Raw genomic sequence first — 12,762 nt, forward strand, 5'->3', positions numbered from 1 at the left:
TTGCCAAGTCGATAGCAATTAAATTAGACTGTGTCATGTATGGACTCCTTATTTGGTAAAAGTGTTTTGCAATATCTTTATACCGTACTCTCCCGTTAAGGGGGAGGAGTCCATACATCTCCCACAAAACTATTTGCACTGCGAATTGGGAGGTTATGCTGATAGTTTTTGTAACCCTTGCAAACAGCTTAATTAATAAAAATCGTAGAAGATCTCACAAGCAGCTTATCCCCCCCATCACACCTTTCATGGGTAGCAACTGCCTGCTCGAGAATATTGAAAAAATGGACTTCATCACACATCTACACTTAATTGCAGATATGGGAGGTATGGAAATCACTGATATGGCCTGCTTGGTTTCTAGCGTAATAAAATAACAATTAAAGTGAACTCGGAACATGGAGTTAGTTTACTAACAGATTCATGAGGCGTTTCGTTACGCGTTAGCAGCGCAATGGAAAATATACTCGCCTTAAATTATCCACTCAAAAATTGAGTGGATAATTCAAACTCAAAAACTCACAACGTAAACTTAGACAGCAGCGCTTCTTGTTCATGGGCGTTTTTCGCGAGTTCTTCGCTGGCGCTGTATTGTTTGTCTGAAAAACTGCCGACTTCGACGCTAATATCGTTGATATGTATTGTATTTTTATTGATTTCTTCAATCACCACACTTTGCTCTTCTATGGCGGTTGCGATTTGAATATTGCGATCCATAAGCTCTTTTACTGCTTCTGAGATTTCTTCTAGCATATGTGTCGCTTGCTCGGTTTGCGACACACATTGCTGGGTTTTATCGCGGCTGCTTCCCATAGATTGCTGAACTTGAATGGACGAGGCTTGGATCTGGTCGATCATGGATTTAATTTCGGTGGTGGATTCCTGCGTTTTTGATGCTAAAGATCGCACTTCATCGGCCACAACCGCAAAACCACGACCTTGCTCTCCGGCACGTGCGGCTTCAATTGCAGCATTAAGTGCCAGTAGATTGGTTTGTTCTGCAATGCCATTAATGACCGAAAGAATATTCTCAATATTTTGGCTATATTCTGCAAGTTGCGTACTCAGCTCATACGATGCAGTAATATCGTCAGCCAAGGCATTAATTTGGCTTCGCGCTTTAAAGAATATCTCTTGCCCTTCGGAGGTCTTTTCATTTACCGAGGTAATAGAGCTTGCGGCTTGCTGCGCGTTACCCGCGATTTCAGTCGAGGTAGTACTCATTTCATTCATCGCGGTAGCGAGGTTTTCAATGAGGCTAACTTGTTGATCAAGTTTCTGTGAAGAATGCGTCGACAGCTCTTTGGCGGCATCACTGCTTATCACCACGTCGTCTGCACGTTCTTTTACATTGCTTACTAGCCCATGCAAAAAACCCAAGAACAAATTAAATTGTCGCGCTACCGTGCCGCACTCGTCTTCGTTAACGATTTTTAAGCGCTGAGTTAAGTCACCGCCCCCACTTGCCATGCCGGTGATTGCAGATTCCAAATCCCGTAATGGTTGAAGTAAGTGAATTGCCAAAGTCCGTACGCAGAACACTCCAATAGCCACTGCTAAAATGGCAATGATCAGAGAGTTTATAGTAATTTCAGTTAGTGTTTTGTAGGCTTTTGATTTATCGATTAATACCGCCAAATACCAGTCCGTACCAAAGGTGTTATCAAGCGAATGTAAGTAAAACAGCCTTTTGCCTTCTTTGGTATCCACTTCTTGCAACTTATCTACGCTATCTAAGCGTAAAGCTGGATATACCTGTTGCAGTTTTTTGCCGTTAAATTCGGCATGTTGATGAGAAATGACATTACCAGACTTATCGACCAAAAAAGCATAACCCGTGTTATCGAAGTTGACCTGATTGACACTATTGGCGATGGTTTTTAGGCTTAAATCTCCCCCAATTACCCCTTTAAAATTACCGTTCACTATGATGGGAGACACCACCGACAGCAATAATTCACCTGTCGCTGCGTCAGTATATGGACTGGTATAAACGGTTTTATTTTGGTTTTTACCAAGCTTATACCAAGCTCGTTCTCTAAAATCGACACCTGGAGGATTTTTGCGAGCGGGGTTGTTCGACCTGAGCCCTTCTTCATTAGCCAAAGTACCAAAAGCCAGCAAAAATTCGTTTTTAAACACTGGTGTATTCAACGCTTGTTGAAAGTTATCATCGCTAAAGTTTTGCTCTAACTGACTTTTTATCACATTAATTTGCGTTGCTTTACCGGCCAGCCAATTCTCTATGCTCACAGCCAGCAATTGCGTGCTATCCGTTACATAGGCATGAGTTTTGGTTTTCACCGAATCACTAACAAACCAGTAAGTAGAAAGCGTCGTCGTGGTGATGATCAATAAGATCACTATGGCAGAAGTCACAGAGAACTTAGTGCGGATCTTCATATTCAACAGCCTGAATAAAAAGTGCTCGAATATCAAAAGTGTTGTCTATAATTCGATTATTGGCAACTGAGCGATGTAAAAACCATGAATTTTACTCTGAGCAACTCAACCGCACTGATTGGCCTAGCCTGTTTACTAACTTCTTCAGCAGTTTTGGCAGCCGAGCGACCTGTCACCATGGCCGACATTGAAAATCTTGAGCGGCAATTGGCTGAGCTTAAAGCTCGGTTTATGACCCAAAATAGCGAACCAAAGGCCGCAGCTCCAGTGGCAAAATCAACACCACAAAGTGACCCGGTAAAACCACCTACTGAGCACTCAACCACGCTCAAAACCTATGCCACAATACGCCCGACATTTGGCGTAATCAATCAAGATGATACAAGTAACTGGGATGTTCGTGATGCCTTATCCCACGCAGGGATTAAAGTGACACATGAATTTATGCCGGGCTGGCAGGCCGAACTTCATGGTGAATGGGGCATCGATCTCGCCAATGAAGGAAATTTTGGCAAATCACGTCGTGCTTATACAGCGCTAGGTACACCGTATGGTCGGTTTGGCATTGGCAAACAAAGGCCTGCACAGTATCTGTTTATTGCCGAATACGTTGATATTTTTAATCACGCCAGCAGCCCATTTGCTTACGATCCAGAGAGTATTTTTTTCGTTGATAATTTAGTTACTTACCGCTATGAATTGGGACCAATGACGGTTATCGCTGCTGGCCAATTTAATGGTGATAAGGGCGATAATCAAACAGATTTATTCAACACTGGGTTAAGTTACGATAACGCGGGTTTACATGCGGCGATTACTTACCAACAAAACAATGTATACGATAACGAGCAGCATATTGGTGAAAACCAACTCTGGTCTGGTGCGCTGGCTTATCAATTTACCTCCCGCTTTTACGCTGCCATGGCGTATCAGGACAAAGACTATCAACGAGTGGGCGTACTTGATTCTCGACAAGGCCACACCTTTGATCTTTCGTTGGCCTATCAACTCGCAAAACACTATAAGCTCAAAACCGGATATTTTGCTTTTGATGATGGTTACGGCAGCCATGATCCGCTTAATCAAAGCTTCGATGGCTACAATGTTACACTTGAGTGGCTACCAACACCGCTCCTCAGAGTGCACTTGGAGTACTTAAACAAGTCCTTCGACAACCAAATCGATATGGACTCCATCTCTATTGGCTTTAGGTACGATTACAAGCAAGAGTGGCAATTTGATTAGGGCCTGTTGATCTTTCAAGTTTGTTTTTGCAGCAGTTTGATTGCCATTTATACAAGGCAAAGCCTGTGTAGCATAGTTATTCTATGTGAGTCAGGCGATAACGCAGTAGAAATGCCAATCAAGCGCTGCCCTTTGGGTTCCCCTGAGTGCGCTTTGTTCATTGTTGCTCAACTTTTGCTTAGATTACTAGGCGGCAAGTCGAGCGCCGCGACCAAAACCCACTCAGGGGAACAAAAATCAAACAGCAAAGGTCAACAGGCCCTAGCCAAGATCACAGGATCTTGGATAATGATTTTTCAATTTGGTTTGATTTATACATCAAGTATTCAAGTGAGGGTGGTACACTCGCGCAAGGCTTAGAAGTATTCAAGTTTGAAGAGGCGGTATGAACCACGCTCCTATTCCACTCAATATCACCGCAAGCGCCAACATCGAGAGCATTGTGGTGCTACATGGCTTGTACATGTCTGGTTTTGTGATGCGCCCGCTTAGCGCTCGATTAGGTAAATCGGGCTACCGTATTCTCAATTTAAGCTATAACACGTTAACACCAAATATTGATGAGATCTGCGCCGCTATTGATACTTTTGTTGGCGACCGCCCCGCTGCACTCGTTTGCCACTCCATGGGAGGCTTAGTTGCAAGAGCGTATTTAGAGCGAGACTCTATAGCGAGCAAGCAACTAAAAAAAGTGGTGACCTTAGGGACACCACATAAAGGCAGTGCCATTGCCAAGCATATGCACGACAAAGGACTGGAGCTACTGTTAAAAAACAGTGTGGAGTTTTTATTATCTAACAATCAAGATTGGCCTTTCGACGCCAAGCTTTACAGTATTGCCGGTGACTTACCTATTGGACTAATGCCACTGCTACAAAAAGGTAGCCAGTCAGATGGCACTGTGTTGTTAGAAGAAACCAAGCTCAGTGGCATGGCCGAGCACAAAGTATTTCATCTCAGCCATACCAGCTTAATATATTCCCGTGCGGTAATGGACTATATTTGCGAGCTGTTAGAGAGGCCTTAGTGCTCTGCACTTGCAGCTACTTTGTAAGCAATCACTGCGATCAAGCCAACTAATAACGGTACTGGCGCAGCAATATAGCCAAAGGTATCTGAGTTTGCGATGCTTGCGCCAGCTAAGTGACCTACTAGCCCAACAACAAAAGCCACTAAAGCGATAACAACGACGACGAGTTCCATTTTATGTTCTGATTTTGTTTTGCCTTTCATACTCATTTCCTCAAGTAGTAGACACCGCGTTTTTTGTGTCTTGATGAAATGATTATGCGCTTATGATGCGGTGATATTTTGACCTAAATCAAGTTTAAAACCGCCAAAATACGAACGAGATTAAACACTTGTCTTAGATCAAAAACTACGCGCTCTGGTAAGGCTTTGGGAAAAGTTGGCAAGCTTTATTCCCGCCAAGTATTCATGCCATCTTGTTATTTTTGAGTGCTTTTTAGGGTTTCATCTTGTTTTTTACCACGCTCATCCCAACGTCATATTGTATTAATATTTGATATGTTTTTATTTTATTGATTGATTTTTCCGATTAAACACTTTGATTTTAATCATTGGGCAATCACCTAAGGTTGCGCCATACTGACTGTGAATCAACAAGGAGCATCGCATGACAAACATTAATTCTATCGGTTTAGACAAAGCCAAGAGCCAAGCGCTAGTAACGTCACTTAATACGCTACTAAGCAGCTACCAAATTCAATATATGAATGCCCGTGGTTTTCACTGGAACATCAAAGGTCGTGAGTTTTTTGAACTGCACCTAAAATTTGAAGAAATTTATACGCTATTGCTTGAGAAAGTCGATGAAATCGCAGAGCGTATTTTGACGATTGAAGGCAACCCATTGCATGCGTTTTCTGATTATTTGGAAACCAGTAAAATTCAAGAAGCAAAAGGGATCAGCAATGGTACACAAGCACTAGAAACCTTGCTTGATGGCTACACAACACTTATTTCTATGCAGCGTGAAATTTTAGCACAGGCGGGTGAAGCCGAAGATGAAGGGACAGCAGCGCTAATGAGCGACTACATCAAAGAGCAAGAAAAGCTGGTATGGATGCTTAAAGCATATTTAAACTAAGATAGACGGTAGTTCGGGCTAAAGCTGCGATGTACAAGTCGAGCTAAAGCGACGACCTATAAACCGAGGCAGCTCCTACCTAGGTTCTCCTCTGGTAGGAGCGAGTTCACCTCGCGATCTTTTATCTCGCTGTTTTCGGGCTAAGCCTAGGGTGTACGAGTCGAGCTAAAGCGACGACCTATAAACCGAGGCAGCTCCTACCTAGGTTCTCCTCTGGTAGGAGCTAGTTCACCTCGCGATCTTTTATCTCGCTGTTTTCGGGCTAAGGCTAGGGTGTACGAGTCGAGCTAAAGCGACGACCTATAAACCGAGCCAGCTCCTACTCAGATTCTTCTCTGGTAGGAGCGAGTTTACCTCGCGATCTTTTATCGCTTTTTTATCGAGCTAACGTCAGGATGTGCAAGTCGAGCTAAAGCTACGACCTACAAACCGTGGCAGCTACGACCTACTATCCAATAAGCTGATAAAGAATGCCATTTCTAGCGCTCTTTCATGTAAGCTTTTAAATCGGCCTGACGCACCACCGTGACCCGCTTCCAAGTCGGTTTTAAAGACCAGTACATTATCATCCGTTTTATATTCTCTAAGCTTAGCAACCCACTTCATTGGCTCCCAATACTGCACTTGCGAGTCGTGCAGACCCGTGGTGACTAGAATATTTGGATAGGCTTTGGCTTCAATATTGTCATACGGCGAATATGCTAAAATATTCTGGTAGTCCGCTTCATTATTCGGATTACCCCATTCATCATACTCGTTGGTGGTCAATGGGATTGACTCATCCAACATGGTTGTTAACACATCCAAGAAAGGCACATGGCAGCCTAACCCTAAATACAGCTCTGGAGCTTGGTTTGCAATTGCGCCCATTAACAGGCCACCTGCACTTCCACCTGATGCAAACACTTTGTCTTTATGGCCGTAGCTCTGCTCAACCAAGGCCTTGGTAACATCAATAAAGTCGTTGAAGGTATTTTGCTTATGCGCTTTTTTGCCTTGCTCATACCATTCACGACCAAGCATCTCAGAACCTCGAATATGCGCAATCGCGTATACAAATCCTCTATCTAACAGGCTTAGAATTTGACTAGAAAAGTTAGGATCGATAGTAATACCATAAGAACCATAGCCATACTGCAATAATGGATTGCTACCGTCTTGATTAAACTTATCTTTGCGATACACCAAAGATACAGGGACTTTAACGCCATCTCTTGCAGTAATATGCAAACGTTCAGAGTGATAATATTCTGGTTTAAAATCACCTAACACTTGCTGTTGCTTTTTCAGCGTCTTCTTACCTGTAGTTAAATCACAATCGTACACTGAGCTGGGAGTTGTCATACTCGAGTAGTGAATACGAATATTACTTGAACTTGGCTCAGGGTTATTTCCTACCGTGGCAAAATAACAAGCATCATCAAATCCAAGGTGATAGCTCTGCCCTTGATAATCGTGGACAACAAAACGGATCTGCCCTTGTTCACGCTCAGTCAGCACAAAGTGACTGTTGAACAGCTCCAAGCCTTCTAATAGTACATGGTCGCGATGGGCAACTAACTCTTCCCATTGCTCGACATCACCAACGGTTGCCGCTGTTGCACGCATTAACCTGAAGTTTTTAGCATTCTTGTTACTCAGGATGTAAAAGAACTCTCCCATTTTTTCAAGACCATATTCATGGCCAATTTCTCTTGGAATTAGGGTGCTAAACTCACCGCAAGGATCGTTTGCATCCAGTATTAACTGATCGCTCGTTTCCGTCGCAGCGAGATAGATATAAATAGCGCTTTCGTCACGACTTTTACCCAATCCCATATAAAATTGGCGATCTTGCTCTTCAAACACCAAAATATCATCGCTTTGTGGCGTTCCCAACACATGGCGATACACTTGGAAGCCGAGCAACGTTTGCTCGTCTTTTTTGACATAAAATACGGTTTTATTGTCGTTCGCCCAAATGACCTGACCTTCCGTGTTATACAGCACGTCTTGCAGTAATGTATTGGTATTTAAATCAAGAAACTTGATGGTATAAATTCGACGCCCGTCAGTATCTTCGCTATAGGCAAGCAGTTGCTCATCTGGGCTTACGGTAATATCACCGATGTCATAAAACTCGTTGCCAGCGGCTAACTGATTAATGTCTAACAGCAGTTTTTTATCCGACAAATCTTCTTGTGATGCGCGATAATACTTAGCATATTCCTCATCACCACTCACTTCACTCACATACCAATAGTTGCCATCTTTTGCGGGCACTGAGCTATCGTCTTTTACGATACGACCTTTCATTTCTTCAAACAGCTGGGTTTGCAACGCTTGGTGAGGCGCCATTTGCGCTTCACAGTAATCATTCTCTGCTTTGAGGTGTGCCAACACATCAGCATTTTTACGCTCGTCATCACGCATCCAGTAGTAGTTGTCGATACGCTCATGATTATGGTGCAGCAAGGATTTCGGCTGCTTTTTGGCTAGCGGTTGAGTTTTTTCCATCACCAAGTTGTCATCCTAAATTCGTTATTTTTCGCCAGTGTATCATGATTCAAGAGCCATACCAGCGCACAAAGAAAAAGGCCGAGCATCACTGCGCGGCCTTTATATTATTGAGTGTAGACGAGAGTTTCTAAGCTTCTGCTTTCTCTAGTTGGTTATCGTCAGATTTAGGCTTGCGTCTGATCTTCGCTTTTAAGCGTGAACCCGCACCCTGCACATCCGTTAAGATGATGTATAAGGCTGGCACTAACACAAGCGTGATAAGCGTTGCGAATAGCACTGCAAACCCAAGTGATACCGCCATCGGAATAACAAACCTTGCTTGTAGACTGGTTTCAAAGATGATTGGCATGACACCGGCAAACGTCGTGATAGAGGTTAGCGTGATTGCCCTAAAGCGTGCACAACCCGCTTCAATAACAGCCTCTTTAAGCTTAACGCCCTCAGCACGTGCTTGGTTGATATAGTCCGTCATTACCAAGGAGTCGTTGATCACAACCCCAGCAGCGGCTACCAATCCAAACATAGACATAGTACTCATATCTAAGCCAAACACTAAGTGACCCCATAGCGCGCCAACTAAGCTAAACGGGATTACCGACATCACGATAAGCGGTTGTGCATAGCTCTTAAGCGGTACAGCCAATAGGATATAAACCATCAACATACCAGCGGCAAAGAATAAGATCTGCTCACTGGTTTGCGCTTGACGCTCTTCCACGCTACCACCTAGCTTAGTTTTTACGCCTGGGAACTGTTTTAGTAGCTCTGGTAAGATATTTTCTTCGATATTCTTAACCACGGCATCTGGCTCAATCAGCTCTTCATCGATGCTACCGTATACATATACCGTTCTAAAGCCATCTTCACGACGAATATAATTGATACCCGGCTTCTCGGTGAACTCTACAACATCGCCTAGCATCACTTCTTTGCCTTTTGGCGTTGTGATGATAGTACGCTTAAGTGAAGCCAAAGCTTTACGATCAAGTTCAGGATAACGCACCATCACTTTGATCTCTTCGCCATCACGAATAACACGCTGTGCTTCGCCACCGTAGAAGCTATTACCAACCTGAATCGCAACATCGGCAAGTTGCAAGCCAAGCTCATAAGCCACTGGCTTAAGCGCGATCTGCATTTCTTTACTCGCAGGGTCAATACTCGAGCTAATATCAAATAACCCGGGTTGCTGCTGCAACATTGAAATAAGCTGTCTGCCCGCTGCATTGAGAGTCTCGATATCAGAACCTAGCAAGCGATAACCAAATTCACCCTCACCACCACTTTGATCGCCAACACTGTCATACACAATAATTGACTTCACTGCAGTGATCTCTGGCATTGCCTCGCGCCAACGGCGTGCAAGTTCAAAAGCCGTAAATGGTCTTTGCTCTTCGTCCACTAACGTCGATAACACTGAGCCCTTAGTGCGGCTCTGGTTCCAAGAATATACATCCTTAATCATGCCTTGACCGAACTCTTGGGCAATCTCTTTATCGACATTGCGTACCATTAACTCAATAGACTGCATCGCTGTAATGGTCTGCTCGTCTGATACGTTGTCGTTCATAGTAATTTCGATCTTTGGATAATCTTCAGGCACCTTAGGGAACGGAATAAAGCGCACTAAGTTCGAAGTTACTAAGCTAAAGCTAAATACCAGCATCGCCACAAAAGTTAATAATACGGTCCAGCGCCAGTCAACACAGCGCTGAATAAAGCGTCTGTATGGTCCGTTTACAAATGCGAAGAACTTCTTGTTAAATGCAGCACGACGACTGTTTGGACGTAGTGGTTTAATCTTAGTGTGAGCAATGTGCGCTGGCAAAATCCATTTGGATTCAATCAAACTGAATACCAAGCACAGAATAATAACGCCCGAGATTGACTTAAAGAATGCACTTTCAGGACCAGATGAGAACAACATAGGTGCAAACACAGCAATAGTTGTTAATACACCGAAGGTTGCTGGCGTTGCAACACGCTTAGCGCCAATTACCACATTCTTAACGCTGTGACCTTTGCGTTCAATTTCGGAGTAGGCGGACTCCCCTATGACGATGGCGTCATCCACCACGATCCCAAGCACCATAATAAAGGCAAACAGCGATACAATATTAATGCTGATCCCAAGTGCTGGCATAAATAGAAACGCACCAAGGAAACACACCGGCAAGCCAATCATTACCCATAGCGCTAATTTGAAGCGTAGGAAAATAGTCAGCATGATGGCGACGAGTAACGCCCCCTGTAACATATTGCTCTTCATCATCTCGAGTCGAGCATTCAGGTAGTACGTCATATCAACGATTGGTTCTAATCTTAAGCCTGCAGGCAACTTAGCGTTTTTCTCTTCGATATATTTATGTACCGCTTTCGCGATTGGGATCATATTTTGGTCTTTGGTCGCTTTAACCGACAGGAATACTGCATTTTCACCATTCAAACGGAAGTAATATTCACCTTCAGTCAGACCATCTTTAATTTCTGCGATATCTTGAAGATAAATTTTGGCGCCGTTATCACCGACCTTAACAGGAATGTTTCTAAACTCATTACCGCGGTACATTTGATTTTCAACACGCACTGCAATAATGCCAGATTCGGTTCTGATTTGACCTGCTGAAATGTTGGTCGAATAACGTCTAATTGCGCTACTTACATCACTAATCGTTAGGTTGTAACGGCGCAGAGCGTCTGGATCAACTTCAATACCAATCTCATAGTCTGGGGTTGAACGGTCAACCAGTGAAATCGTTGGAATTTCGAGTAATTCATCCTCGATTTCTTTGGCGATTGGCTTGAGTGCATTCAACGGTAGATTACCAGCCAGCGCGACGTTCACCACGTCTTGACGAAATTCTATAAGCTGAACCTGCACGGGCTCCATGGATGCTGGGAAGGTCGCGATACTATTCACACGCGAGCGAATTTTATCTTCTACTTCCGTTAAGTCTTCATCTTTATAGATCTCAAGTTGCGCACTACCGCTGCCTCTAGCAGCACGGTAAACCCCTTTTTTGATTTCTGTAACGTCTTTTAATGCTTCTTCAATTTTGATCAAGATCCCCTCTTCAATTTCTTGAGGAGACGCGCCAGGATACACGGCTGACACCGTTACATAATTGATCTCAAAGTTTGGAAACATTTGCCTTTGGATAGTCATATAACTGATAAAACCCATTATCAGTATGAAGACCATCAACAAGTTTGCCGCTACCGTATTATTCGCAAAATAAGCGATAATACCGCGCTGCGATGCTTTTTCTATATCACTCATGGTCGCTCCTTGCTGTTACAGCTTTTCCGGCTGACTACTTGGCTTTGATGAAGAGTCCGTGCCAGCAACTTTAACTTCCATGCCTTTTTGTGGATATTCAGGTGGTGTCATGACCACTTTATCGCGACTTGTGATGCCATCACCAATTAGGAAGAACTCACCCTCTTCGCGGATAACTTGCACTTTACGTGGCTCAAGCTGGTTATCTTGATTAAGCAACCAAACCGACTGATTATTCACGATATCTTGAGGTAGACGGTAGATTTGCTTTAACGTTTTACCCGCAAAGCTAACTTGTACATACGTACCGTATTTTATCGCTGGCTGGCGCGTTGTAAGACCATACGGGTCATTGATACGTACCACTAGGTTGTTCATACGTGTTTGTTGGTCAACAGTACCTAAATCTCTATCAATTACCGCTTCACGAGTAAAAGCGCTCACACCACGTTGATAAACCGTAGCAGCAAGGCCTGCCACTCGCTCAGGTAAAAACACAGAATCAAAACCCGCGATAGGAATAATCACTTCGGCAGTTTCGATGTTATTGACCGTACCAACTGAGCTACCCATAGAAACGAACTGACCAAGACCAACGTCTTTTTTCACCACGAGTGCGTTATAAGGCGCGATAACTTCGCAGTTTTCTAGGTCTCGCTTTGCACGCTGCAGTGCAGCTTTTGCCGATTTTACTGAGGCTTTGGCGCTCATGACCTGCGGTTTACGTAAAAATAGGTCGGTATGCTTTTTATTTGGAAATCTTCTTGCTTCATCAGCGGCAACATCAGCTTGTGCTTGCTCTTCGATAAGCTGCGCCTCGGCTCTGGCAAGTTCTGCTTCTGCTTGTAGCAACGCGGCTTCGTAGTTATCTTGCTCAATACGCAGTAACACCTCGCCTTTTTGTACCACACCGCCTTCAACAAAGTTAGGGTGCCAGTATTCAACTTCGCCCGATACTTGAATAGAAAGTTGTGTACTTTCTAGCGGTTTTACTTCGCCATAGCTTTGGATCACAACTTGGTGATCTTGCGCAGCGAGAGTTTCAACTTCAACAACAGGACGAGAATCGACTTCTTGCTTCTCAGGTTCACTCTTAGCAACGGCATTGACGAACATAAATCCGACAACACCGACTATAAGCACGGTAAAGGGTAGAATCCATTTTAAAGTTTTAGCTTGCATGACAGTACCTATTGATAATTTCCTGACCGTATAGTACCAAGTT

At 43.8% G+C, this 12,762-nt stretch carries 8 protein-coding genes; 3 read left to right on the forward strand and 5 right to left on the reverse strand.

Translation table 11 applies throughout. The features are described from left to right. Nucleotides 1-519 precede the first annotated feature (519 nt). The gene (locus NH462_RS12655; RefSeq protein ID WP_010376512.1) at nt 520-2,403 is read right to left on the reverse strand and encodes a methyl-accepting chemotaxis protein; all 1,884 of its coding nucleotides are present in this window, start codon (nt 2,401-2,403) and stop codon (nt 520-522) included. Between the two features lie 84 nt (nt 2,404-2,487). Between NH462_RS12655 and NH462_RS12660 the strand changes: the two genes are divergently transcribed. Continuing rightward, nucleotides 2,488-3,648, forward strand: coding sequence for a porin (locus NH462_RS12660; protein ID WP_253105872.1), 1,161 nt, complete (start codon nt 2,488-2,490; stop codon nt 3,646-3,648). Between the two features lie 385 nt (nt 3,649-4,033). After that, entirely contained in the window at nt 4,034-4,675 is a 642-nt protein-coding gene (locus NH462_RS12665; RefSeq protein WP_253105873.1) for an alpha/beta fold hydrolase, read from the forward strand. Here the strand turns inward: NH462_RS12665 and NH462_RS12670 are convergent. Continuing rightward, complete coding sequence (locus NH462_RS12670) at nt 4,672-4,881, reverse strand: hypothetical protein (protein WP_010376516.1); 210 nt, start codon at nt 4,879-4,881, stop codon at nt 4,672-4,674. The genes NH462_RS12665 and NH462_RS12670 overlap by 4 nt on opposite strands. A 403-nt stretch (nt 4,882-5,284) precedes the next feature. Here NH462_RS12670 and NH462_RS12675 point away from each other — a divergent pair, with 403 nt between their 5' ends. Continuing rightward, complete coding sequence (locus tag NH462_RS12675) at nt 5,285-5,758, forward strand: Dps family protein (RefSeq protein ID WP_010376518.1); 474 nt, start codon at nt 5,285-5,287, stop codon at nt 5,756-5,758. 438 nt (nt 5,759-6,196) lie between these two features. Here NH462_RS12675 and NH462_RS12680 read toward each other — a convergent pair whose 3' ends face one another. The 3 genes from NH462_RS12680 to NH462_RS12690 all read right to left on the reverse strand — a co-directional run bounded on the left by NH462_RS12680 (nt 6,197) and on the right by NH462_RS12690 (nt 12,719). Continuing rightward, a complete protein-coding gene (locus NH462_RS12680; protein ID WP_253105874.1) occupies nt 6,197-8,254 on the reverse strand; it encodes a S9 family peptidase in 2,058 nt (685 codons plus the stop codon). Between the two features lie 130 nt (nt 8,255-8,384). Beyond that, nucleotides 8,385-11,537, reverse strand: coding sequence for an efflux RND transporter permease subunit (locus NH462_RS12685; protein ID WP_010376521.1), 3,153 nt, complete (start codon nt 11,535-11,537; stop codon nt 8,385-8,387). A gap of 15 nt (nt 11,538-11,552) precedes the next feature. Beyond that, complete coding sequence (locus NH462_RS12690) at nt 11,553-12,719, reverse strand: efflux RND transporter periplasmic adaptor subunit (RefSeq protein WP_017218297.1); 1,167 nt, start codon at nt 12,717-12,719, stop codon at nt 11,553-11,555. Nucleotides 12,720-12,762: the final 43 nt, after the last annotated feature.

The organism is Pseudoalteromonas sp. OANN1 (genome assembly GCF_024124685.1).
Lineage (GTDB): Bacteria > Pseudomonadota > Gammaproteobacteria > Enterobacterales > Alteromonadaceae > Pseudoalteromonas > Pseudoalteromonas piscicida.

Excerpts from the sequence above, each read along its gene's own strand:
- NH462_RS12655 (WP_010376512.1), bottom strand. The coding sequence starts at position 2,403 with ATGAAGATCCGCACTAAGTTCTCTGTGACTTCTGCCATAGTGATCTTA.
- NH462_RS12675 (WP_010376518.1), top strand. The coding sequence starts at position 5,285 with ATGACAAACATTAATTCTATCGGTTTAGACAAAGCCAAGAGCCAAGCG.
- NH462_RS12660 (WP_253105872.1), top strand. The coding sequence starts at position 2,488 with ATGAATTTTACTCTGAGCAACTCAACCGCACTGATTGGCCTAGCCTGT.
- NH462_RS12685 (WP_010376521.1), bottom strand. The coding sequence starts at position 11,537 with ATGAGTGATATAGAAAAAGCATCGCAGCGCGGTATTATCGCTTATTTT.
- NH462_RS12690 (WP_017218297.1), bottom strand. The coding sequence starts at position 12,719 with ATGCAAGCTAAAACTTTAAAATGGATTCTACCCTTTACCGTGCTTATA.
- NH462_RS12665 (WP_253105873.1), top strand. The coding sequence starts at position 4,034 with ATGAACCACGCTCCTATTCCACTCAATATCACCGCAAGCGCCAACATC.
- NH462_RS12670 (WP_010376516.1), bottom strand. The coding sequence starts at position 4,881 with ATGAAAGGCAAAACAAAATCAGAACATAAAATGGAACTCGTCGTCGTT.
- NH462_RS12680 (WP_253105874.1), bottom strand. The coding sequence starts at position 8,254 with ATGGAAAAAACTCAACCGCTAGCCAAAAAGCAGCCGAAATCCTTGCTG.